General features: G+C 61.1%; 23 protein-coding genes and 1 tRNA gene. 15 read left to right on the top strand and 9 right to left on the bottom strand.

What is annotated here, in order from left to right:
* The 7 genes from P3M64_RS14055 (at position 1) to P3M64_RS14030 (ending at position 3,466) form a co-directional block, all read left to right on the top strand.
* Positions 1 to 513, top strand: a complete 513-nt coding sequence (locus P3M64_RS14055) for a gp53-like domain-containing protein (RefSeq protein WP_132939044.1) — start codon at positions 1 to 3, stop codon at positions 511 to 513.
* A gap of 20 nt (positions 514 to 533) precedes the next feature.
* On the top strand, positions 534 to 1,118 hold the full coding sequence (locus tag P3M64_RS14050; protein WP_132939045.1) for a hypothetical protein: 585 nt from the start codon (positions 534 to 536) through the stop codon (positions 1,116 to 1,118).
* The gene (locus tag P3M64_RS14440) at positions 1,118 to 1,273 is read left to right on the top strand and encodes a DUF2786 domain-containing protein (RefSeq protein ID WP_132939046.1); all 156 of its coding nucleotides are present in this window, start codon (positions 1,118 to 1,120) and stop codon (positions 1,271 to 1,273) included. Before P3M64_RS14050 ends, P3M64_RS14440 begins: the two co-directional genes overlap by 1 nt.
* Entirely contained in the window at positions 1,255 to 1,398 is a 144-nt protein-coding gene (locus tag P3M64_RS14045; protein WP_165886314.1) for a hypothetical protein, read from the top strand. Before P3M64_RS14440 ends, P3M64_RS14045 begins: the two co-directional genes overlap by 19 nt.
* 152 nt (positions 1,399 to 1,550) lie before the next feature.
* Positions 1,551 to 2,348 carry a DNA adenine methylase gene (locus tag P3M64_RS14040; RefSeq protein ID WP_132939047.1) on the top strand — a complete coding sequence of 266 codons (798 nt, stop codon included), beginning with the start codon at positions 1,551 to 1,553 and terminating at the stop codon, positions 2,346 to 2,348.
* Positions 2,349 to 2,433: 85 nt separating this feature from the next.
* Complete coding sequence (locus tag P3M64_RS14035) at positions 2,434 to 2,922, top strand: hypothetical protein (protein ID WP_132939048.1); 489 nt, start codon at positions 2,434 to 2,436, stop codon at positions 2,920 to 2,922.
* A complete protein-coding gene (locus P3M64_RS14030) occupies positions 2,915 to 3,466 on the top strand; it encodes a hypothetical protein (RefSeq protein WP_132939049.1) in 552 nt (183 codons plus the stop codon). Before P3M64_RS14035 ends, P3M64_RS14030 begins: the two co-directional genes overlap by 8 nt.
* Before the next feature lie 436 nt (positions 3,467 to 3,902).
* On the opposite strand, the gene P3M64_RS14025 is transcribed toward P3M64_RS14030, so the two are convergent.
* Positions 3,903 to 3,979: transfer RNA gene (locus P3M64_RS14025), tRNA-Met, on the bottom strand.
* Between the two features lie 152 nt (positions 3,980 to 4,131).
* The gene (locus tag P3M64_RS14020; RefSeq protein ID WP_132939051.1) at positions 4,132 to 5,136 is read right to left on the bottom strand and encodes an MDR family oxidoreductase; all 1,005 of its coding nucleotides are present in this window, start codon (positions 5,134 to 5,136) and stop codon (positions 4,132 to 4,134) included.
* 252 nt (positions 5,137 to 5,388) lie between these two features.
* On the opposite strand from P3M64_RS14020, the gene P3M64_RS14015 reads away from it, so the two are divergent.
* The 4 genes from P3M64_RS14015 (at position 5,389) to P3M64_RS14000 (ending at position 8,640) form a co-directional block, all read left to right on the top strand.
* Positions 5,389 to 6,171: an ABC transporter ATP-binding protein gene (locus tag P3M64_RS14015; protein WP_276157077.1), complete on the top strand. Its 783-nt coding sequence runs from the start codon at positions 5,389 to 5,391 to the stop codon at positions 6,169 to 6,171.
* 242 nt (positions 6,172 to 6,413) lie between these two features.
* Positions 6,414 to 7,154 (top strand): ABC transporter substrate-binding protein, encoded by a 741-nt coding sequence (locus P3M64_RS14010; RefSeq protein WP_132939052.1) that lies wholly within the window; start codon positions 6,414 to 6,416, stop codon positions 7,152 to 7,154.
* 69 nt (positions 7,155 to 7,223) lie between these two features.
* Entirely contained in the window at positions 7,224 to 7,919 is a 696-nt protein-coding gene (locus tag P3M64_RS14005) for an ABC transporter permease (protein ID WP_132939053.1), read from the top strand.
* 28 nt (positions 7,920 to 7,947) lie between these two features.
* Positions 7,948 to 8,640, top strand: a complete 693-nt coding sequence (locus tag P3M64_RS14000; RefSeq protein WP_132939054.1) for an ABC transporter permease — start codon at positions 7,948 to 7,950, stop codon at positions 8,638 to 8,640.
* A gap of 6 nt (positions 8,641 to 8,646) precedes the next feature.
* On the opposite strand, the gene pyrC is transcribed toward P3M64_RS14000, so the two are convergent.
* The 5 genes from pyrC to P3M64_RS13975 form a co-directional block, all read right to left on the bottom strand.
* On the bottom strand, positions 8,647 to 9,699 hold the full coding sequence (gene pyrC, locus P3M64_RS13995; protein ID WP_207893160.1) for a dihydroorotase: 1,053 nt from the start codon (positions 9,697 to 9,699) through the stop codon (positions 8,647 to 8,649).
* Between the two features lie 81 nt (positions 9,700 to 9,780).
* Positions 9,781 to 11,619 carry an asparagine synthase (glutamine-hydrolyzing) gene (gene asnB / locus P3M64_RS13990; RefSeq protein WP_132939055.1) on the bottom strand — a complete coding sequence of 613 codons (1,839 nt, stop codon included), beginning with the start codon at positions 11,617 to 11,619 and terminating at the stop codon, positions 9,781 to 9,783.
* Entirely contained in the window at positions 11,619 to 12,677 is a 1,059-nt protein-coding gene (locus tag P3M64_RS13985; RefSeq protein ID WP_132939056.1) for a glycosyltransferase, read from the bottom strand. The genes asnB and P3M64_RS13985 overlap by 1 nt, the downstream gene beginning before the upstream one ends.
* Positions 12,677 to 13,438 carry a glycosyltransferase family 2 protein gene (locus P3M64_RS13980; RefSeq protein ID WP_132939057.1) on the bottom strand — a complete coding sequence of 254 codons (762 nt, stop codon included), beginning with the start codon at positions 13,436 to 13,438 and terminating at the stop codon, positions 12,677 to 12,679. Before P3M64_RS13980 ends, P3M64_RS13985 begins: the two co-directional genes overlap by 1 nt.
* A gap of 28 nt (positions 13,439 to 13,466) precedes the next feature.
* Complete coding sequence (locus P3M64_RS13975) at positions 13,467 to 14,429, bottom strand: glycosyltransferase family 9 protein (RefSeq protein WP_132939058.1); 963 nt, start codon at positions 14,427 to 14,429, stop codon at positions 13,467 to 13,469.
* Between the two features lie 201 nt (positions 14,430 to 14,630).
* On the opposite strand from P3M64_RS13975, the gene ygfZ reads away from it, so the two are divergent.
* Entirely contained in the window at positions 14,631 to 15,554 is a 924-nt protein-coding gene (ygfZ, locus tag P3M64_RS13970; RefSeq protein ID WP_132939059.1) for a CAF17-like 4Fe-4S cluster assembly/insertion protein YgfZ, read from the top strand.
* A 3-nt stretch (positions 15,555 to 15,557) separates the two neighbouring features.
* The gene (locus tag P3M64_RS13965; protein ID WP_132939060.1) at positions 15,558 to 16,241 is read left to right on the top strand and encodes a class I SAM-dependent methyltransferase; all 684 of its coding nucleotides are present in this window, start codon (positions 15,558 to 15,560) and stop codon (positions 16,239 to 16,241) included.
* 200 nt (positions 16,242 to 16,441) lie between these two features.
* On the opposite strand, the gene P3M64_RS13960 is transcribed toward P3M64_RS13965, so the two are convergent.
* Positions 16,442 to 16,777, bottom strand: a complete 336-nt coding sequence (locus P3M64_RS13960; protein ID WP_132939061.1) for a GIY-YIG nuclease family protein — start codon at positions 16,775 to 16,777, stop codon at positions 16,442 to 16,444.
* A gap of 136 nt (positions 16,778 to 16,913) precedes the next feature.
* On the opposite strand from P3M64_RS13960, the gene P3M64_RS13955 reads away from it, so the two are divergent.
* Positions 16,914 to 17,576 carry a DUF2239 family protein gene (locus P3M64_RS13955; protein WP_132939062.1) on the top strand — a complete coding sequence of 221 codons (663 nt, stop codon included), beginning with the start codon at positions 16,914 to 16,916 and terminating at the stop codon, positions 17,574 to 17,576.
* Between the two features lie 393 nt (positions 17,577 to 17,969).
* Positions 17,970 to 18,878, top strand: coding sequence for an alpha/beta fold hydrolase (locus P3M64_RS13950; RefSeq protein WP_132939063.1), 909 nt, complete (start codon positions 17,970 to 17,972; stop codon positions 18,876 to 18,878).
* Positions 18,879 to 19,082: 204 nt separating this feature from the next.
* Here the strand turns inward: P3M64_RS13950 and ppdK are convergent, their stop codons facing one another.
* A complete protein-coding gene (ppdK, locus tag P3M64_RS13945; RefSeq protein WP_132939064.1) occupies positions 19,083 to 21,773 on the bottom strand; it encodes a pyruvate, phosphate dikinase in 2,691 nt (896 codons plus the stop codon).
* Between the last annotated feature and the right edge of the window lie 3 nt (positions 21,774 to 21,776).

Here is a 21,776-nt window from a genome sequence, read left to right as displayed (position 1 = left end):
ATGTTTAAGATCGACAACACCACCGCCGCCGCCGCCGCGCCCGCCGTCCCCGCCGCCGGCGTCGAAGGGTACTTTACCGGCGGCGACCCCGCCACCGGAACCCCGGCGACCATCGTCGAGGCTTGGTTCCTCAATATGATTCAGGCCGAGGGCGACAATCTTGTCACCGGCGCGGGTCTGGCGCGGGACAAGGCCAACAACGGCCAAGTCTACCAAGCCGTCAAGGCGCTTGTTGCGCGCGGCGATGATTTGGCGATGTCCATCGCCGCGCCGGGTTACGTCACCCTGCCGGGGGGATTAATTTTGCAGTGGGGCGAGGCCACCGCGGACACGGTGGGGGTCGTATCGCTATTTCCGATCGCCTTTCCAACGGTCGTCCTCGCCCATTTCGTAACCCTTCACGCCATCGCCGCGCCGACGCAATTTGTCGGCGGCGCGCCGACGACGACGCAAATAACAACCTATTGCAACACCGCCACGGCGGGGGTGCGGTGGCTCGTGATCGGGCACTAAAAATTAAAAAGGAGACGATTATGACGAAATATTTCAGCGCGGCGGCGACGGCTTTTTATGACGACTCCGTCGCCGGACTCCTTCCGCCCGACGCCGTCGCAGTAAGCGACGCCGACTGGTCCGCCTTGCTGACGGCGCAATCGGCCGGGCAGATCATCGCGGCCGACGCCGCGGGTCATCCGGTGGCCACGCCGCCGCCCCCCCCGGCGCTGGCGGACGTCCGTACAACGTCGCTCGCGGCCATCGACGTCGCCGCCGAAACGGCCCGGCGAAAACACATCACGCCGGGCGCGGGACAGGCGATGAGTTACCGCGGAAAAGCCGCCGAGGCCACTAATTGCCTGACCACTTACACCGCCGCCGCGCCGCCGCCGATCGGCGCATACCCCCTGCTCGACAGCGAGGTCGGCATCACGCCCAACGCCGACGGCACGGCGACGACCGACGCCTACCAGATCGCCGTCATCGTCGATGCCGCGCGCCGGGCCTGGGTGACGGCCGAGGCCGCCATCAACAAGGTGCGCGCCCAGGCCAAGGCCGACGTCAAGGCCGCCGCCACCGTCGCCGCCATCGACGCCATCCTCGCCGCCGTCGTGTGGCCGTGATGGGCGATCTCGACAAAATCCGTGCGCGTATCCGGCGCCTTCGCAAGATGACGACGGCAAACGGCTGCACCGAAGCGGAAGCGGCGCAAGCCGCCGACATCGCCATGAAACTCATGGGTAAACACGGATTCGGCGCGTGCGATTCAAAAAGGTGACCCGGCTTCGGCTTCCCGACCGGCGCTTCGACGGGGCGCGCGTGGCGGGCCATAAGGCGGGCAACCGCATCCAAATCGACCCCGGCGTGACCGGTCATAAATCGGCGCCGATTATGCTGGGGTAATAATCCTCCCGCGCGGCCTTTACCGGCCGGGCGGGGGCCGGGGTGCTTCAACACCCCGAACCGGGCGCGGACACGCCCACGACCAAGACCGGCCGAAATCTTGGCCACCCCGCCACCGGCGCACCGGCGGGGAGATTGTAAAGATATTATCCATGGAGTCTATAAAACCCATTCTTCCCATCGCCCCTTACATCGGGGGCAAGCGCAACCTGGCCAAGACTATCGTGCCGATGATCGACGCCATGGCCCACGCAACTTACGCCGAGGTGTTCGGCGGTATGCTGGGCATCTTCCTCAGGCGTGAGATCCAGCCCAAGGCAGAGGTCATCAACGACGCGTCGAAGGACGTGGCCAACCTGTTCCGCGTGCTGCAGCGCCATTACCCCCAGTTCATCCAGACCCTGCAGTTCCAGGTCACGTCGCGGGCCGACTTCCAGCGCCTGATGGCGGCCAACCCCGACACCCTGACCGATCTGGAGCGCGCCGCCAGGTTTCTCTACCTGCAGCGCACCGGCTTCGGCGGCAAGGTCACCGGTCGGGTGTTCGGCGTGCAGGTCAACGGCCCGGCGCGGTTCAACCTGTCCAAGCTGGAACCCATGCTCGCGGATCTGCACGAACGTCTCGCGGGCACGGTGATTGAGTGTCTTGATTTTCGGGAGTTTATCCCGCGTTACGACCGCAAAACGACGCTGTTCTACCTCGACCCGCCGTACTGGGACTGCGAGGGCGACTACGGCAAGGCGCTGTTCAAGCGCGAAGATTTCACCGATCTGGCGGCTATTTTAAGGGGCCTTAAAGGCCGCTTCATTTTATCCCTAAACGACGTCCCGGAGGTCCGCGAGCTGTTTTCCTGGGCCACCATTAAGGCCGTGGAAACGACCTACAGCGTCGGCGGCGGCAACAAGACAAAAAAAGCGGGCGAGGTGATTATTACGACCAAAAAAGACTGAAAAACCCGTTGACAAACACCTAGCCTAAGGCTAATGTGTAGTTATCAGGAGCCAGCGCGGCTCACCTTAAGCAAAGGAGATTATCATGGCTGGTTATAGTTTTATCGACGGCATGAGCAACAATGCCGTTGACGCTTACAACGCAGGCGTCAAGCCCCTCTCAAAAATCACCATAACCGATCTACGTGCAGCCGGCTGGGCGGGCACGAAAAAGCTCGCCGTCGCGCTGGCGAAAGATGGTTTTTGGCCCTCCTCCGAGTGGCACCACTCGGGCGGCACTTGGTACAATCGTGTTGATTTTTACGACCCCGCGCTCCTGGTTGATGCGTGGTCCGAGTTGGACGCCGCCGAGCGCACCGAGAAAAAGGCGATGGTCGAAAAAAAACCTGCGCAGCCGGAAGGCCGCCGCGTCACCGGCCAATATGCAACGTTCGGCGGATCGCGGCGGCGCCCAAGGTTTTTGGGCCACGTCGATTTTACCGGCACCCTCGTCGGCGACTGGATTGAAATCGATGGCGGCGGACGGAAAAAAGCCGCCGGAAACAACATTATTTGGAGCTACGCGGATGATTAAGGACAATGGTGTTCCAACCATGGTGCGCACCGCGCGCGCCATGTTTGGCAAGATTCTCGGCGTCGATCTCGGTCTAACCGACTTTGGGCACATCATCGGCTACGACGGCAAAAATGTTTTTCAAACAATCAAGCGAATTGAAACGGGCGATCGTGGCCTGTCCGGTCCCGCCGCCGTTCGCCTGCGCGACATGGTGCAAGCCGCGAGCTACGCCGCCTACCCCTTGATCATTATCCCCGAATGGTCGTTTGTGATCTCGACCAACGAAGACGATGACGACGGATCGACCTTGATGATCGAACGGCTGTGGTGGCCGCGCATGATTTTTGTCGCCACAGTCCAGGCCGAGGCGTGCCTGGCCGAGCTTAATTTTGAGCAGATTGGAATGATCCGATCGGACGAAATCGACCTCGATCAGATGTCGGTCTGGTGTTTGCAGATCGATCTTTTACCAAAATCAGAGTGGTACGCAAAATTTTACGAGCAGGCCGTAGACCTACTCGCCGCCGAAGCCAATCGGCAATATACTCTCGGAGACGTCTAGGGGGTCGGCGTTATTGGAGGCGGGTTCGATCCGTCCGGCGCTGGACGGGGAGTGGAGCGAAATTTTGGGGGAGTTCGGCCGACTGCTTTGGGGGGGTAACTGGCAAACGGAGATGAGCAGAGCTTTAGACGTTTCTGACAGGACGATACGACGGTGGGCTAAGGGTGACGAGATCCCAAGACCTAACGTTATCGGTGACCTGATGGACATCGCCGATGAACGGTCACGTGGCCTCAATCGCGCTGTGAGCAGGATGCGGGCGGTATTGACAAAAAGAACCCTCTAACAGAGCACAAAAATGGGGTCTCAACGTCGATTAGAGACCCCATTTTTGTGCTCAAAAAACAAGTGACGCTAACTCAAAAATCAAAAGTCGCGCTACAGCGATACGCCAAGACAAAAATCCCCGGCGCCTTGCAAGGCGCCGGGGATTGATTGGTAGCGGAGGAGGGACTCGAACCCCCGACACGCGGATTATGATTCCGCTGCTCTAACCAGCTGAGCTACTCCGCCACAGAATTGGAAGCAGCCCTATAGCGCTCGGCGGGGTGGGCTGTCAAGCATCGATCATCCTTCCCCGACATCCTTCCCCGACACCCTTCACGGCCCCCTCCGGTTCCTTCGATGGGCGCGCCGCCGAAAAGACGGCGCTTCCCCGCGATAATTCAGGCCCTAACATCGACCACGGTACGTCCCTTGACTTGCCCCTTGAGGATGGCCTTGCCCAACTCGATCACCTGTCCCAGGCCGACGACGGTGGTCATTTCATCCAGCTTGTCCATCGGCAAGGTCTCGGTTAAACGTCGCCACGCCTCAATCCGACGAGGTGTCGGACAGGTCACCGAATCGATCCCCAACAGGTTGATCCCGCGCAATAAAAACGGCAGCACCGTGGTTTCCAACTTAGGGCTGGCGGCGAGACCGACGGCGGCGCAACTGGCCCGCGAACGCAACCCGGCGAGAAGATTGCCAAGGATCACGCCGCCGACGTTGTCGATCGCCCCGGCCCAGCGTTCCGATCCCAGCGGTCCCTTGGCGGGGGTTTCCAGTTCCCCGCGCGACACGATGGTATGCGCGCCCAAATCCTTCAGGTAATCGTGGCTGGAGGCCCGGCCCGTTCCCGCCGCGACCTTGTAGCCGAGCGCCGCCAGCACCGCGACGGCGACGCTGCCGACCCCGCCCGCGGCCCCGGTGACCAACACCTCGCCCTCGCTCTCGGGCGTCAGCCCGTGTTCCTCCAGGGCCATGATCGCCATCATCGCCGTCACCCCCGCGGTGCCGATCGCCATGGCGCGTACGGGGCTGAGCCCATCCGGCTTTTTGACCAGCCATTCGGAGCGGACGCGGGCGCGGGTGGCGTAGCCGCCCCAGTGAATTTCGCCGACCCGCCAGCCGGTCAGAATCACGGCGTCGCCGGGGGCGAAATCGGGGCTGTCGGAGTGCTCGACAGCGCCCACCAAATCGACGCCGGGAACGTGCGGGTAATCGCGCACCAGCCGCCCCAAGCCGTTCATCACCATGCCGTCCTTGTAGTTCAACGACGAATGCGAGACGCCTATGGTCACGTCGCCATCGGGCAAGGCGTCGTCATCAAGGGTTTGGATCGACGCCGCGACACCGCCATCGGCTTGTTCCAGCACGATAGCCTTGAACTGATCAGGTGGGGTCATGATCTGGAAACTCCGTTTTGACATCTTCATTTTCATTTGATCGACGTGGAAATTCGTCTATTGTCCGCCGCCGACACGGCGACGTCAATCGCCTCGCGCCGCTTGCGCACACTTGACACATTTGTTACACAGATCGAGACTATCTCGACTTTGCGTAAAATTAAACACATTCACCACGTTTCCGCCCCGACGCCGCGACGCCGAGAAGGCTATATCTGGCGTAACGTCGGTGTGGAACACGAAGCCTTGGGCATGGATATGATCAGTAGCGGCACACCCGCCCTTGAAGTCACCGACATTCACAAACATTTCGGCGGCACCGACGTGCTTAAGGGTGTCTCGCTTACGGCGCGCGACGGCGACGTTATTTCGATCATCGGCTCCAGCGGGTCGGGAAAAAGTACGTTTCTGCGCTGCATCAATTTGTTGGAACACCCCAATCGGGGTTCGATCCGCGTCGCCGGCGAGGAAATGAAGCTGAAACCCGGCAAGGACGGCGCGTTAGAGGCGGCGGACGCCAAGCAAATCACCCGTCTGCGCGCCGAAATCGGGTTTGTTTTCCAAAATTTCAATCTGTGGTCCCACATGACCATTTTGGAAAACGTCATCGAGGCGCCGATCCACGTCCTTGGGCTATCGCGCGCCGAAGCGGTCGAACGCGCCGAGGCCCTGTTGGAAAAAGTCGGCATCAGTGAACGCCGTCACGTCTATCCGGCGCAGATCTCCGGTGGACAGAAACAGCGCGCCGCCATCGCCCGCGCCCTGGCGATGCGCCCCAAGGTGCTTTTATTCGACGAGCCGACCTCCGCGCTCGACCCCGAACTGGTCAGCGAAGTGCTGGCGGTGATGCGCAAGCTCGCCGACGAGGGCACCACCATGTTGGTCGTTACCCACGAGATGGGATTCGCGCGGGAAGTTTCCTCCAAGGTCGTGTTTCTACATCAGGGCCGGATCGAGGAGGAAGGCGCCCCGGCGCAAGTCTTCCAAAACCCGACATCCGATCGCTGTCGGCAATTTCTTGCCAGCCATTTGTAAAATACGGCCCATCGCCTCCGCGCGCGGGAGAACGCATCCACGACACAAATAAAAATTTAAAAATTTCATCACCGACGAGTTGAACGCATCGTTTAAAAATCGCGATTTTTTCGCACCTTGATCTGCCGTTTTTATCGCCGTTGTGTGTTTTTTGACACCCTGCTAAGAACGATACAAAGAAACGTCCCATTTTTACGTCCAGGGAACGACCGAAAGTCAACACCACAGGAGGAGTCTTTTACATGTTTTTCAAGAAAATCGCCCTAGCGGCCGTCGCCGTCATGGCCTTCGGCGCAACCGCCCAAGCAAGCGAGACCATCCGTATCGGGACCGAGGGCGCGTACCCCCCGTTCAACCAAATCGATCCCAACGGGAAGGTCGTCGGCTTCGACATCGACATCGCCAATGCGCTTTGCGATGTGATGAAGGTCAAATGCGAATTCGTCACCCAGGACTGGGACGGCCTCATCCCCGCCCTCAAGGTCAAGAAATTCGACGCCATCATCGCCTTCATGTCGATCACCGACAAACGTAAAAAAGCCGTTGACTTCACCGATCCCTACTGTTCCAACACCCTGGGCTACGTCGCCAAGAAGGGATCGACGCTGAACATCGACGATCTGAACGGCAAGACCATCGGCGCCCAACGTGCGACGATCAGCGCCACCTATCTCGCCGATCACGTCAAGGGGGCCAAGGTCAAACTGTACGACACCCAGGAAAACGCATATCTCGATCTGTCTACCGGACGCACCGACGCCGTGCTCGCCGACAATCCAGCGAACTACGAATGGCTGCGCTCCGACGCCGGCAAGGGCTTTGTCCAGGTTGGCAAGCCGGTCGACATCAACGATAAGATCGGCATCGCGGTGCGCAAGGGCGATCCCCTGCGCGAACGCCTGAACGCCGCCCTGAAGGTCATCCTCGCCAACGGAACCTATCAGAAAATCAACAAAAAATATTTCCCCTTCAGCATTTACTGAGGATAGGAAAAACGAAGACCGGGGCCGCTTCCCGACACGAAGCGGCCCCCCTTCATTTCCGCCCGCGACATGATCGATTTTCACGGATTTTTCGACCAACTTCTGCTCGGCGCGCTGATGACCCTAAAGGTCGCCTTCGGCGCCCTGGCGCTGGGTCTCGGCCTCGGACTTGTCGCCGCCGTCGCCAAGCTATCGCGCTCCACCGTGGCGCGCGCCATGGCGGGAACGTTCACCGGCGTCATCCGGGGCATTCCCGAACTGCTGGTCGTCCTCATCATCTATTTCGGCTCCGCCGGGCTGCTGACGCGCCTCGCCGAGGATTTCGGCCATACCGGTTTCGTCGAGATCAGCCCCTACGGCGCCGGGGTCATCGCGCTGGGTATGACCTTTGGGGCCTACGCCAGCGAGGTTTTTCGCGGCGCGATCATGGCGATCCCGGTCGGTCAGATCGAGGCGGCGCGCGCCATCGGCATGTCCAACAGTCTCATTTTCAGGCGCATCACCCTGCCTCAGTTGTGGCGCATCGCCCTGCCCGGGCTGGGCAATCTTTTTCTCGTCCTGCTCAAGGATACCTCGCTGATCTCGGTCATCGGGCTTGAGGAACTGATGCGTAAAACGACGATCGCGGTGGGCTATACCAAGGAACCTTTCACCTTTTATCTGGCCGCCTCGGTGCTTTATCTGCTGATGACCGTGGTGTCGATGACCGCGCTTTATTTCGCCGAAAAATCGGCCAACAAGGGTTTTATCCGGGACGGCGGTTGAGGCCCCCCGGGATTATGATCGGACAGCGATGAATTTTTCCGTTATTTTCGAAAATCTGCCCCAACTGTTGGACGGCGTGGGGGTGACCCTGGAGCTGGTGGGCGTCTCGTTGCTGATCGGGGCCTGCATCGCCCTGCCCATGGCCTTGATGCGGGTCAGCCGCAACCCGGCCCTGAAGACCTTCGCCTATGGTTATATCTTCTTTTTCCGCGGCACCCCACTTTTGGTGCAGATTTTCCTGATCTACTACGGCGCATCACAGTTTCCCAGCGTACGCGACAGCTTTTTGTGGCCGATCCTGCGCGAGGCGTACTGGTGCGCGATCATCGCCTTCGCCCTGAACACCGGGGCCTATACGGCGGAAATCCTACGGGGCGCCATTCAGGCCGTCCCCGCCGGCCAGATCGAGGCCGCCCGCGCGATCGGCATGACGCGCGCCAAGATGTACCGGCGTATCATCCTGCCCCAGGCCTTTCGCATCGGGCTGCCCGCCTATGGCAATGAAATTATTCTGATGCTCAAGGGATCGGCGCTGGCGAGCACGATTACCCTGCTCGATCTGACCGGCATGGCGCGCACCATCATCGCGCGCACCTACATGCCGGTAGAGCTGTTTTTCGCCGCCGGCGTCATTTATTTTATCCTGACCGCCATCTTGACCCAGGTCCTGAAACGGGTCGAACGACGCGTCAACCGCCATATGACGACGGCGAACACCTAAAAAAGGTTATCCCATGTCGCCGTGCTGACGCCACAAAATGGTCTCTCCGGCGCAAAACGGCGCGATCACGCCCTCCCTTTCGACGTCTATTTTTTCCGCCATGGGCCATGGCTCACGCGACAGGGTCAGGATTTCATCGTTGAGTGGTAGGCCGTAGAAGCGCGCGCCGTTGAGTGCGGCGAAGGCCTCGAACTTATCGAGGGCGTTTTGTTCGTCGAAAACCTGGGCGTATAATTCGATCGCCGCCGGGGCGCTGAAAATGCCGGCGCAGCCGCATGCCGCTTCCTTGGCGCTGACCGTATGGGGCGCGGTGTCGGTGCCGAGGAAAAAGCAGGCGTCCCCCGACGTCGCCGCCTCGACGAGGGCGAGGCGATGCTGCTCGCGCTTGGCGATGGGCAGACAATACAAATGCGGGCGTATGCCCCCCTTGAACAGGGCGTTGCGGTTGATCATCAGGTGATGAACCGTGATCGTCGCCCCAACCCGGGGGCCTTGGGCGCGCACGAAATCCACCGCCTGGGCCGTGGTGATGTGCTCGAGGACGACCTTCAGCGCCGGAAAGTCGCGAAGCAACGGGCTTAACACCCGGTCGATGAAGACCGCCTCACGGTCGAAGATATCGACCTCGGGGTCGGTGACTTCGCCGTGCACCAGAAGCGGCATACCAAGCGCCTCCATCCGTTCGAACACCGGATAGATGCCGCGCAGGTCGGCCACGCCGCGCGCCGAATGGGTGGTCGCCCCCGCGGGATACAGTTTGGCGGCGGTGAAAATGTTTTCATCGAAGCCTCGGGCCAGATCGTCGGGATCGGTCTTTGGCGTCAGGTAACAGGTCATTAGCGGTGTGAACGCGCCGTGCCCCGCCACCGCGGCGTAAATCCGCTCGCGATACGCCACCGCGTGGGCGGTCGTGGTCACCGGGTCGGGCAGGTTGGGCATGATGATGGCGCGGGCGAAACTGCGCGCGGTATAGGGCGCGACGGCGCGCAAAACCGGCCCGTCGCGCAAATGAACGTGCCAATCATCGGGTTTGGCGATCGTTATCGTCTCGGCAATCATGCATCCCCCATTGGCGCGGCCGACCCCGACCATGCCCCTTGTGTCGTCACCCCATCTTGGTAAATCCCCCGTCGGAGGCGGTCAAGGGGCGAGACCGTCGGACAGGACCTCGAAAACGTCGCCATCCGCATTCTTCCCCTCGATATGGACCCGGCGCCACAAGGCGTAGAACAGGATCGTCCACGCCGCCTTGCCGAGTTTTTGACGATCGCTGTGGGCGAACAGACGGCGCACCGCGTCGGGGCGGAAAATTTCCAAGATCGCGTCCTGGCGGGCGACAAGATCGCCCAGTTCGTCGCCACGCCGGGCGATCCACGCGCCGACCGGCACGGTAAAACCGCGCTTGCGTTCGAACGGGCGCGCGCCGGGCAGACCGGTTTCCAACCAGCGGCGCAGCAACCATTTACCCAGTCCCTTGTGCATTTTCAAATGATCGGGAAGGGTGAAGGCGAACGCCGCCAGCTTGGGGTCGAGAAACGGCACCCGACCTTCGATGCCATGGGCCATCAAGCAGCGATCGAGCTTGGTGAGAAGATCGCCCGGCAGCCAATCGGCGCAATCGACCGCTTGAGCGATTTGAAGGCGGGTGCGTCCCTTTAGCGCCGCCTCCATCTCGGCCCGCGCCATGCCGGCGCGCCAGGTTCGGGCCGTATCCTCGTGGCGCAAAATGCCCAACTCCTGAACAATTCCCTTCCTGCGCATCGCCCGGGCGAAGGGCCAAGTACGACATGCGGTACGGTAACGTCCGTAACCCGCGAAAGTCTCGTCGCCGCCCTCACCCGACAGGACGACCTTGATGCCGTTTTCACGCGCGGTTTGAGCCAGTTTCCAGGTCGGTAAAATGGCGTAATCGGCGGCGGGATCATCCATCGCGCGGGCGATCCTGGGCAGCAGGGTCCAGAAATCGTCGGCGCCGAATTCGACCTCGACATGATGGGCGCGCATGCTTTTGGCCAGCGCCCGGGCGTGGTCGCGTTCGTCGTGCACCCCCGCCCCCTCGGCGTCGCGAAAGCCCGCCGTGAAGGCGGTCACGGGTTGTTCGTTTAGCCGCGACATCATCGCCAACAACACCGACGAATCGATGCCGCCGGACAAAAACATGCCGTAGGGCACGTCGGCGCGCTGATGGACGGCGACGGCCTCGTTGAGGCCGTCGTCCAGGTCGCGCAACGCCGCGCCCTTGCCCGTGCGGCGCGGGCCGCCTTCGGGCAGCGCGGCGATGCGGTGGCGCACCGTGATCCGCCCGCCCTCGACAACCAGGGTTTCGCCCGGGGCGACGCGGCGGATACCGGCGAAGGCGGTTTGCATCCCGGTGGTGAATTGCAGGTTGAGCAGTTCATCGCGCGCCCGCGGGTTTTCCGCACGCGGACAAAGTCCCGCCGCGAGCAATGCCTGGGGTTCCGAGGCGAAGGCGAAACCGTCCTCGTTTTCAACATAGTACAGCGGCTTGACGCCGAATGGATCGCGGCTGAGGACGAGACGCCCCCCGGCGGCGCTCCCGCCGCGCGGGTCGTAAATCGCGATCGCGTACATGCCGCGCAAATGGCGCGCGAAATCCACACCATCGCGCAAATACAACAAAAGCGGCGGTTCGCAATCGGAACGGGTTTTAAACCGCTCTTCACCCAGGGTCGCGCGCAATTCGATGTAGTTGTAAATCTCGCCGTTGGCGATCAAGACCACGTCGTCGTCGCCACCCGCGCCACCTCGACTTCCCCCGGTTCGATCGGCGTACAAAGGTTGATCGCCACCCTCGATGTCGATGATCGACAGACGGGTCTGAACCAAGGCGACCCCCGCGCCGCGATAGCGTCCCGCGCCGTCCGGCCCCCGATGGGCGAGCGCCCGACCCAAGGCGTCGAGTTGGGCCTCGCCCGGAATCGCCGCCGCCTTCGTCATCACCCCGGCAATGCCGCACATCAGAACGCCTCCCGCCTGTTTTTTCCTCCGGCGAGCGTCTCGAAAAAATCCATGTAGCGCGCAACGACGACCTCTTCGGTAAAGTTTTCCCGATAGGCGTCGTGGCCACGCGCAACCATCTTCGCCCGCAAGGCGTCATCGGTCATCACCCGCGCGATCGCCCGCCCCATCGCATCGTCGTCGTCGATAGCCACCAGAAGACCGCTTTCGCCATCCTCGATCAGCGCCGCCGGGCCGGCGCTGGCGGCGGCCACCACGGGGGCGCGGTGGGCCCAGCCTTCGATGACCACGTTGCCCAGCGGTTCGTGGCGCGACGAACAGACGAAAACATCCGCCGCCGCCAACAGGGCCGCAACGTCGTCGCGCCAACCCGGCATGTGAACCCGACCGGCGACGCCCAGGTCCCGCGCCAGTTTTTCCAGTTCGCCGCGCAAAGGTCCTTCGCCGCCGATCACCAGATGGACGCCGTCCAGCCGCGCCACGGCGCGGATCAGCACATCGAACGCCTTGTTCTCATGGAGCCGTCCGAGGCCGAACACCAGCGGCGCCCCCGCAGGCACGCCGAGCGCCGAGTGCGAAACCGGCGGCGCGCCGTCGCCGGCGACGAAATTAGGCAAATAGTGCGCTCGTCCGGCGGGCCACCCCGAACGGGTCATATACTCCACCAAGTCGTGGGTATTGCCCACCAGATGGTCGCAGCGGCGGTAATATTTCAAATCGTAATAGCCCCCGAGGCGCGCCGTGAAGACGAACGGGTGCGCCTTTGTCGAACTGGGCATCTTGGCGGTGGCGCGGTTCATCCAGGTCATCACCACATCGGGGCGGAAGGCGGCGATTTCGCGCTTCAAGGCGCGCCGGGTTGTCCCATCGAAAACCCCAGAAAAGGGCAACTGAAGCGCCGAGACCCCGCCCTCGGCCAAGCGGGCGGCGCGCGCATCGTCGGTACGGATAACCACCCTTTGCGCCACGCCGCGCTTGTTGAGGGCGATGACGAGGCGTTCGAAAAAGCCCTCGGCCCCGCCGCTGTGCGCGCCCGCCATGGCTTGCAACAGGCGCATCAGTCGTCCTCCAGGCGGGCTTTGATATGCGACAACAAGGGGAACAGCCCCGCCATCAAGGCGATCAGGAAGCCGTAGACGCCCTCGCGATAGCCCTTGCGTCCGACATAGCACTTGAAAAAGCGCGAGAACAATCGCCGGATGTTGTCGGGCAGGGTGCCGATCTTGCCCGAGGCCCGCAGATCGCGCGCCCGCGCGCTGGAATAACGGTCCAGGCGCAAGATCATATCGGAAATATTCTTATCCACGTAATGGACCATGCGCTGCGTCAACCAGCCGCGTTCCCCCTTGAGGGTGACGCCGGGGTGGATGCGTTGATCGCCCCAGTGCTTGGCCCCCTTGGCGAACAAGCGCGCGGTGGCGCTAACCCCCCAGGACGCGCCCCAGCCATAGCGAACCAAGTGGTCGCCGACGTAATTGTCGAACGGAATCAGAAAATAGCCGAACGGGGCGGTCTCCATGGTGCGGCGAATTTCTTCGGCCAACGCGACGCCGACCCGCTCGTCGGCATCGACCTCAAGGATCCAGTCGCCGCCGCACGCCTCGATACCGGCCATCCGCCGGGGTCCTTCGATATCCCACGACCCCTCGATGATTTTTGCGCCGTGGCGTTCGGCGATCGCCTTCGAGCCATCGGTGCATTTGTCGAGCACGACGACAAGTTCGTCGGCGAACATGAGACGGTGCAAGCAATCTTCCAACTGCGCTTCTTCGTTATGGGCGACGACAAGCGCGCTCAACCGTTTTTTTCGTTCGCTCATCTTTTTCGTCCATCCATAGGGGCCGCTTTCACCCATTAGCGACCCTTCGATAAAGCCGCCGCGCGCACGCGCAAACGTCATCCACCGACAACGAGTCCATCAGACTTTCCGTCGTGCGGTGATTATAGTCGTCGGGGAACAGCCCTTCGATAGGAATTCGGGTCCGCACGAAATCCCCCTTCGCCCCCCACGGCGCGTAGTGTTCAGGGCGCGACGGGCCGAACAAGCCAACCGTCGGCACGCCCGCCGCCGCTGCCATGTGCATCAGCCCCGAATCGTTGCCGATAAACAGGCCCCCTCGGCGGAGACAGGCATGGATGGTCAACAAATGATGCGCCCCAATTAGGGATATCCGGCGCTCTTCGGGCAAGGCGTCCAAAACCGGGTCGAGCATCGCCCGCTCGCTTTCGTGGCCCAGCACGGCGATCCGCCCCCCAGGCAGGATGTCGCCGTCCGCCGTCAAGCGCAGGGCCGTCGCAACGAAGCGTTCGGCCATCCACACCTTACCTCGCCAATTGGCGCTGGGGGCGAGCAGCAGCACCGGTGCGCCCTCAGGCACAAGGTCCCGGGCGGCGCGTTCGTGCTCGGGCGACGTCCATAGCCGCGGCATGGGGGGGGTGTCCTCCAGCCCCAACACCGCGGCCAGGTCGATAACCCGATGGCGATCGCTGTTTTTCATCCGCGCCCCCAAACGACAGCGCCGCTTGGCGAACAACGCCAGAGTCAGAGGCGCGTTGCGCAAATCGACGACGATATCCCAAAACCGTCCGACGCAGCGTTTCCACAGATCGATCCAATGGCGTGAATAGGGCTTTTTGGTAAGGACGATAATTTCCTCGATACCGGGCACGGCCTCGAACAATTGCGCCGACGCCGGTCCACAAGCTACCGTGACCCGCGCGCCGGGATGGCGCGCGATCAAATGATCGAGAAGCCCCGTTGACAAAACACCATCACCAATGCGGGTCGAGGTGACGAACAAAATACGCATGCGTTTATGGTTCCCAAGGGACGCCCTCAATCAACGAAAAGCGCCTCGAACTTAAAGTCGCGCCTTTTATACGGCCTGCGTCACCCCTTGCCTAGGCCCAACTCCCTCTACCCCCGGGCTTGCCAAAATCAATTTCCCGCACCACCTTATAGCCTGGCTTACGGCCTGGATTTACGCCTCGAAAGCGAAGGATAACATTCCATGACAACACCCGCGTCCGCACCCCCCTCGCCGCCCGCACCTCCGGCCCCCATGCACGTCTGGCTTGAACACCGTGGCGTAATCGGCCTCGAAGGGCCGGACGCAGCCGATTTTCTTCAAGGCTTGGTGTCCAACGACGTCTCCCACGTCTCCCCGCAGAACGCTATCTGGGCGGCCTTTTTGACACCCCAGGGGAAATACCTGCATGATTTTTTCATCGCCCAAAACGACGCGCGCCTACTGATCGATTGCGACGCCGGGCGCCTTGGCGACCTGTTGCGCCGGCTTTCCATGTACAAGCTGCGCGCCGACGTCACCTTATCGGATCTGAGCGATCGGTTCGCCGTCGGCGTGGGGATCGGCGCGGCGGCCAGCGCCATCTTAAATTTAAACGAAGACGTCGGCGCGACCATCGCGATGAACGATGCAATTGCTTTTGTCGATCCGCGCCACCGCCAATTGGGCTGCCGCATCATCGCGCCCAAGACGAACCTGAATATCCTGAACGATGCGGGCATTCCTTCTGGAAAATTCGACGACTACGAAACCTTGCGCATATCCCTCGGCATCCCCGATGGACCGCGCGATCTGCGCGTGGAAAAATCCATCCTCCTGGAAAACGGCTTCGACGAATTGCATGGCATCGACTGGGACAAAGGGTGTTACATGGGGCAGGAATTGACCGCGCGCACGAAGTACCGCGGCTTGGTGCGTAAACGGCTGATGCCGGTGGCCATCGACGGCCCCGCCCCCGCGCCGGGAACCCCGATCATGGCCGGAGATCGCGAGGCCGGTGAAATGCGTACACACGCGGGCGACATGGGTCTCGCCCTACTGCGTCTGGAATTCGTCGCCGAAGATGTTCCTCTAATCGCGGGGAGCGCCCGCCTCAGCCCGAGAAAACCGGAATGGGCCGAGTTCTAGGGCATGCCTCCATCGCCCCCGAAACGTCGCAAGGGTACCGGAGCGTCCCTGGAGAAAATAGCCAATCACCTGCTGGTGATCGCGGGGGCCTACAGTTACCGGCTTCGCGAACGGGGACCGTCGGCCGGTGGCGTTTTCTGGAAAAACGACGACGGGCAAATATTGCGTTACGATATCTTACTGAGCATCCTCGACGAACGCGATCATCGAGACGGCGTCTCGATCAACGATCTGGGCTGCGGTTACGGGGTGTTGTTCGATCTGATCGAAGACCAACCGTTCATGCGCGAGGGACGCTTTTACGGCTACGACATCTGCCCCGACATGGTCGAGGAGGCGCGCAAGCTCCACCGTGACCCCCGAGCGCACTTTTCGATCGCCGCAACCCCCACTCACGAGGCCGATTACTCCTTCGTTTCGGGAACCTATAACATGTGCATTGAGGCCGAACGCGGCGCATGGAGCGATTATATCTTCGAAAGCCTGGCGATGCTGTGGAACAAAAGCCGGCGGGGGATCGCCTTTAACATGCTGGACGCCCGCACCCGGGTGCACATCGACGATCTGTATTACGCCGACCGCGCCGACTTCCTCGATTTCGCCCATACCTTGTCGGACGACGTCACCATCGTCGATGACTATCCCCTCGACGAATGGACGATCTTTATCCGCAGATCCCCGAAATGATACGGTCTTACACCACCGCCAATTCTCATTCCAAGCTCCGACGCAAAACGGGGGGCTGAGGCGGACCGATGGACGCCGCTACGGTTTCGTTCGATGAAATTCGCGGCAAAACACGCATCATCTTCGTCCTGAAATTGCGCACTCGTTTTATTTTGGACCCTGAAGCGGCGCGCGGACCCCCGGACGGGCTTCCGACGGGATCAGACGATCGCGGCATCGAGCGCCAAACGCCAATAAGCCACACGCGCCTTCAGATGCGATTTTCTGCCGTGGGGCGAAATATCTTGCGCGAGCCGCTCGACAATTTCAAACGTGAAGCTCTCGGCCCCGTGATCGCGCCAAGCCGCCTGCATATCTCGATTGGGGTTGCTGGCGAAACGCAGCGTGAACCATATCCGATTCTGGACGGTATCTAGGTTTGGACTTTGCCCGACCCATACCCGACCCGAAACGCGACACCGAACGGCGTATATTCCGGCGACGGTCTTGCGTTCTTTGTAGGCCATAATCGCCGTTTTTTTATCGTCACTACGCATTCGCCCACCTCATTCGGAGATACTCTGAGCCGTGCCGACGCACGACGGAACAAGATATTATTATACGGGTAATATTGACGCAAGAAATTTTACCCGTATAATAATATGGACCATCAATCATTCCGGGCCCACCGACATGTCTGAATACCATTCCAAACCCTGCACGGCTTTCGAGGGTACCCGACGGCTGCTCTGTGGCCCACTGATCGAAGTCGCCCTGGCGGTCAAGACGGCAACGGAACGCGGCGCGGCGGCGCCCATACTCACCTTTGACGATGCGACGGGCCACGTCATCGATTTCGATCTGCGCGGAACAAAGGCCGATATCGTAGAGAGGCTGACCCGATTATCGCCGAAAAATATCGATCCATCGTCGTCTCCACGGGCCGCCTCTTCGACGGCTTCGAAGAAATCGGGTGAGTCTCGCGGACGGGGACGTCCCAAGCTGGGCGTTGTTGGACGCGAAGTAACCTTGTTGCCGAAGCAATGGACCTGGTTGGCCGCGCAGCCGGGCGGCGCGTCCGTGACGCTCCGAAAACTGGTGAACGAGGCGCAGCGAACCGGGGGAGCCGCGCAAAAGATGCGCGCGGCGCAAGAACGCGCCTATCGCTTCATGTCGGCGATGGCCGGCGACTTACCCGGCTTCGAAGAGGCGACGCGCGCCTTGTTTTCAGGCGATCGGGCGCGCTTCGATCAACACGTCGCGGGCTGGCCGACGGATGTACGCACCTACGCAACCGGGCTCGCATTTGGCGCGGCGACCGATGGGCCTCCCGTCAAGACGACGCAAGACACCTAAAACGCCTCTTCCATCTCGAACCGACGCGACGAGCCGATCCCCGATGCCGTCCCGCAGGGATTTGTGAAAAATGCCCCAGGAACGTCGTCGAAGACTTTTGAGAGTGAACGGCACTTCCGGCAAGTCTTCTCCTAGTGGTTTGAGTTTAACATTTGAGTCCGATGCAATTGGACACAAATGTGTGAAGAAATCAAACTGCAACAAAAAGATAGATAGTGGTCGGCCCGATGGTTCGCGGGAGCGAAACGTCGGAGTCGATCCACTAGGCCGGTGACATTTTGCACAAACCAGACGCATCAGATGAAGAGGTCCTGACCCTAATATTGAAAAGTCGAGACCCTTAACTCGGTGGAAATTCCACAATCGACCCGACACGAAAAAGGAGAACACACCATGGCGAGAGTCAAGACAAACGGGATCGAAATCGAATATGACTGCTTCGGAGCGAGCGCCGGAGAACCGATTGTGCTGATCTCGGGTTTGGGCATGTCGATGATCCGCTGGACCGCACCGTTCTGCACCATGTTGGCGGCGCGAGGTTGCCGCGTGATCCGGTTCGACAATCGCGATGCCGGCCTTTCGACCCACTTCGACGGCGCGCCGACACCCAATTTCGCCGCCCTGACCGCGGCCGCCACACGCGGAGAACGTCCCCACGCACCTTACACACTCCACGACATGGCCGCCGACGTGGTGGGGCTTCTCGATTCCTTGGCGATCGCGCGCGCCCACATGGTCGGCAGATCGATGGGCGGAATGATCGCTCAACTGATGGCCAGTGAGCACCCGAAACGAACTCTGTCACTGACGTCCATCATGTCGAGCACGGGAAATCGAGAATTACCGCCGACCGCGCCCGAAGTGATGGCGGCGCTGTTCCGGCGCGCACCACACCCGCTTGAGGACGAGGAGGGTTTTCTCTCCCACAACATCGCCTTGTCCCGGCTGATCGCCGGGTCCGGCTACCCGTTCGACGAAATCGCCCAACGCGACCAAGCCTTGGCCGAGGCCAAACGAGGATACAACCCCGCCGGATTTGGTCGGCAAATCGCCGCTATCGCCGCGACCGGCGACCTACGCGCGCTTTTGGCGACGATCACCGCGCCGACTCTGGTGATACATGGGTCTGATGATCCTCTGGTCCCCCCATCCGGGGGAAAAGACACCGCGGCCAATATCCGCGGCGCTGAACTGCTTATCATCGAGGGCATGGGTCACGAACTGCCCCTAGCGTTGTACGAGACCGTAGCCGATGCTATCGCCCGCAACGTTCACCGTGCCTCCAGGGGGAATATGCCCTAAAAGGCGCCATATTCAGAAGTCGGGTTTTCTCGCACCTCGACCCGAGGAAAATCGGCGTGAAAACCGGCTAAACAAATATACCTTTAAAGACGCACGAGGTTGCTCTCGTGCGTCCGTGAAGATACGACAACGATGGATTGCGAAAAAACCTTTTCGAATTTCGACGTTCGAAAAGGTTTTTTCACCGCGGCCAAACCCGATGGATCAGGCCTCTTTCGCGTCCCTCTGCGCCAACGCCGCCTGGGCCGCGGCGAGGCGGGCGATGGGCACGCGATAAGGCGAACACGACACGTAATCCAACCCGACGCTTTGACAAAACATGACCGATGCCGGATCGCCGCCATGTTCGCCACAAATGCCGGTTTTCATCCCCGGACGCGCCGCCCGACCGCGTTCGACGCCGATGCCGACCAGTTCGCCAACCCCCTCGCGGTCGAGGGTGACGAAGGGATCGTTCTCGATGACCGCCTTTTCCCGATAAATCTGGATGAACCGTCCGGCGTCGTCGCGCGACAGGCCAAAGGTGGTCTGCGTTAAGTCGTTCGTTCCGAAACTGAAAAACTCCGCACCATCGTCTCCCGCGGCGATCTCCCCGGCGCGCAGGGCGGCGCGCGGAAGTTCGATCATAGTGCCGACCATGTAGTCCAGCGCCACGCCTTTTTCCGCGCGAACCTGCGCGGCGGCATGGTCGATCACCGCCTTCAAAATGGAGAATTCTTTTTTCGTGGCGATCAACGGGATCATCACCTCGGGGGTCACTTTGCCGCCGCCCTGGATAATTTCGGCGCACGCCTCGAAAATCGCCTGGGCCTGCATTTCGTAGATCTCGGGATAGGTGATCCCCAATCGGCACCCGCGATGACCCAGCATCGGATTAATTTCATGCAGGCTTTTCGCCCGCTCTTCAATAGCTTCGTCGGACACGCCGAGCGCCTTGGCGACGTCGGCGACATCCTTCGCGCCGTGAGGTAAAAATTCGTGCAGCGGCGGATCCAGCAGACGCACCGTCACCGGCAGGCCATCCATGATTTTAAACAATTCGATAAAATCGCGACGCTGGTAGGGCAACAAATTCGCCAAGGCGGCGCGGCGGTCCGCCTCGTTCGCCGCGAGGATCATCTCGCGTATGTGAATGATCCGCTCCTTGTCGAAGAACATGTGCTCGGTACGGCACAGGCCAATGCCTTCGGCGCCGAAATTGCGCGCCGTCTGCGCATCGAGCGGGGTTTCCGCGTTGGCCCGCACCCCCATGGTCTTAATCGCATCGACCCAATCCATCAGGCGCGAGAAATCACCGGACAATTCGGGTTCGATGGTCGGCACCCGACCGACCATGATCTCGCCGGTGGCGCCGTCCAAGGTAATAATCTCGCCCTCACGGACGACCTCGCCCAAGGCGCTCAAGGTCTTGGCGGCATAATCGACCGTAATTCCCCCCGCGCCCGACACGCACGGTTTGCCCATGCCGCGGGCGACCACGGCGGCATGGGACGTCATCCCGCCTCGGGTGGTCAAAATACCCTGAGCGACATGCATCCCACCGATGTCCTCGGGGCTGGTTTCGATGCGCACCAAGATGACCTTTTCACCTCGATCGGACCAGGCCTCGGCGTCTTCGGCGTTAAACACCACCCGCCCCGACGCCGCCCCCGGCGACGCCGGCAGCCCCTGCCCCAAAAGGGTGCGTGGGGCGTTGGGGTCCAACATCGGATGCAGAAGCTGTTCCATCTGACCGGGGTCGAGGCGACGCACCGCTTCGCTTTCATCGATTAGACCTTCATCCACCATGTCCACGGCGATTTTCAAAGCCGCCTTCACCGTACGTTTGCCGGTCCGGGTTTGCAGCATCCACAAACGCCCTTCCTGAACGGTAAACTCCATATCCTGCATGTCGTGATAATGCTGTTCGAGGCGATGACGCACGCCATCCAGTTCGGCGAACGTTTCGGGCATGGTTTCTTCCATCGCGGGAAGTTCGGTGTTCGCCGTTTTCTTTTCCAAAATGGTCAAGGGCTGCGGCGTGCGGATGCCCGCGACCACATCTTCGCCCTGGGCGTTGATCAGATATTCACCATAAAACAGATTTTCGCCGGTGGCGGGATTGCGCGTGAAACACACACCGGTCGCCGACGTATCCCCCATGTTGCCGAACACCATGGCCTGGACGTTGACCGCTGTGCCCCAATCGGCGGGAATATGGTGCAACCGGCGATAGGTGATCGCACGCTGGTTCATCCAGCTGCCGAAAACGGCGCCGACCGCCCCCCACAGCTGGTCGTGCGGATCCTGCGGGAAGGGTTGGCCGAGTTGGTCTGCGACCTTTTCCTTATAACGTTCGACCAAGATCTTCCAATCGTCGGCGGTCAAATCGGTGTCCAAGGTCAGGTCGCGTTCGTCCTTGTGGTCTTCGAGCAGGTCTTCGAAATGATGATGATCGACCCCCAAGACCACGTCGCCGTACATTTGGATAAAGCGGCGATAGCTGTCATAGGCGAAACGGGCGTCACCCGAAACCCGCGCCAGAATTTCCACGGTTTCATCGTTCAGACCCAAGTTAAGGACGGTATCCATCATACCCGGCATCGACGCCCGCGCCCCGGAACGAACCGAAACCAGAAGCAACCCATCGCCGCCCTTACCCCCGAACGAGGCCGACATGTCCTCTTCGACACGCGCCAGCGCGGCGTTAACCTGATCCTTCAGGTCGGCGGGATACGTTTTCTCGTGCTCGGTAAAATAGGTGCAGACCTCGGTCGTGATGGTAAACCCCGGAGGCACCGGCAGGCCCAGCGCGCACATCTCGGCAAGATTGGCCCCCTTGCCGCCCAGTAGTTCTTTCATATCCGCACGACCGTCCGCTTGGCCCTTGGCAAAAGGATACACCCATTTCGTCATCGT

This window comes from Varunaivibrio sulfuroxidans (genome assembly GCF_029318635.1).
Lineage (GTDB): Bacteria > Pseudomonadota > Alphaproteobacteria > Rhodospirillales > Magnetovibrionaceae > Varunaivibrio > Varunaivibrio sulfuroxidans.
This window is presented reverse-complemented; position numbering and strand designations above follow the sequence as displayed.

Excerpts from the sequence above, each read along its gene's own strand:
- P3M64_RS14055 (WP_132939044.1), top strand. The coding sequence starts at position 1 with ATGTTTAAGATCGACAACACCACCGCCGCCGCCGCCGCGCCCGCCGTC.
- P3M64_RS14050 (WP_132939045.1), top strand. The coding sequence starts at position 534 with ATGACGAAATATTTCAGCGCGGCGGCGACGGCTTTTTATGACGACTCC.
- P3M64_RS14440 (WP_132939046.1), top strand. The coding sequence starts at position 1,118 with ATGGGCGATCTCGACAAAATCCGTGCGCGTATCCGGCGCCTTCGCAAG.
- P3M64_RS14040 (WP_132939047.1), top strand. The coding sequence starts at position 1,551 with ATGGAGTCTATAAAACCCATTCTTCCCATCGCCCCTTACATCGGGGGC.
- P3M64_RS14035 (WP_132939048.1), top strand. The coding sequence starts at position 2,434 with ATGGCTGGTTATAGTTTTATCGACGGCATGAGCAACAATGCCGTTGAC.
- P3M64_RS14030 (WP_132939049.1), top strand. The coding sequence starts at position 2,915 with ATGATTAAGGACAATGGTGTTCCAACCATGGTGCGCACCGCGCGCGCC.
- P3M64_RS14020 (WP_132939051.1), bottom strand. The coding sequence starts at position 5,136 with ATGACCCCACCTGATCAGTTCAAGGCTATCGTGCTGGAACAAGCCGAT.
- P3M64_RS14015 (WP_276157077.1), top strand. The coding sequence starts at position 5,389 with ATGGATATGATCAGTAGCGGCACACCCGCCCTTGAAGTCACCGACATT.
- P3M64_RS14010 (WP_132939052.1), top strand. The coding sequence starts at position 6,414 with ATGTTTTTCAAGAAAATCGCCCTAGCGGCCGTCGCCGTCATGGCCTTC.
- P3M64_RS14005 (WP_132939053.1), top strand. The coding sequence starts at position 7,224 with ATGATCGATTTTCACGGATTTTTCGACCAACTTCTGCTCGGCGCGCTG.
- P3M64_RS14000 (WP_132939054.1), top strand. The coding sequence starts at position 7,948 with ATGAATTTTTCCGTTATTTTCGAAAATCTGCCCCAACTGTTGGACGGC.
- pyrC (WP_207893160.1), bottom strand. The coding sequence starts at position 9,699 with ATGATTGCCGAGACGATAACGATCGCCAAACCCGATGATTGGCACGTT.
- asnB (WP_132939055.1), bottom strand. The coding sequence starts at position 11,619 with ATGTGCGGCATTGCCGGGGTGATGACGAAGGCGGCGGCGATTCCGGGC.
- P3M64_RS13985 (WP_132939056.1), bottom strand. The coding sequence starts at position 12,677 with ATGCGCCTGTTGCAAGCCATGGCGGGCGCGCACAGCGGCGGGGCCGAG.
- P3M64_RS13980 (WP_132939057.1), bottom strand. The coding sequence starts at position 13,438 with ATGAGCGAACGAAAAAAACGGTTGAGCGCGCTTGTCGTCGCCCATAAC.
- P3M64_RS13975 (WP_132939058.1), bottom strand. The coding sequence starts at position 14,429 with ATGCGTATTTTGTTCGTCACCTCGACCCGCATTGGTGATGGTGTTTTG.
- ygfZ (WP_132939059.1), top strand. The coding sequence starts at position 14,631 with ATGACAACACCCGCGTCCGCACCCCCCTCGCCGCCCGCACCTCCGGCC.
- P3M64_RS13965 (WP_132939060.1), top strand. The coding sequence starts at position 15,558 with ATGCCTCCATCGCCCCCGAAACGTCGCAAGGGTACCGGAGCGTCCCTG.
- P3M64_RS13960 (WP_132939061.1), bottom strand. The coding sequence starts at position 16,777 with ATGCGTAGTGACGATAAAAAAACGGCGATTATGGCCTACAAAGAACGC.
- P3M64_RS13955 (WP_132939062.1), top strand. The coding sequence starts at position 16,914 with ATGTCTGAATACCATTCCAAACCCTGCACGGCTTTCGAGGGTACCCGA.
- P3M64_RS13950 (WP_132939063.1), top strand. The coding sequence starts at position 17,970 with ATGGCGAGAGTCAAGACAAACGGGATCGAAATCGAATATGACTGCTTC.
- ppdK (WP_132939064.1), bottom strand. The coding sequence starts at position 21,773 with ATGACGAAATGGGTGTATCCTTTTGCCAAGGGCCAAGCGGACGGTCGT.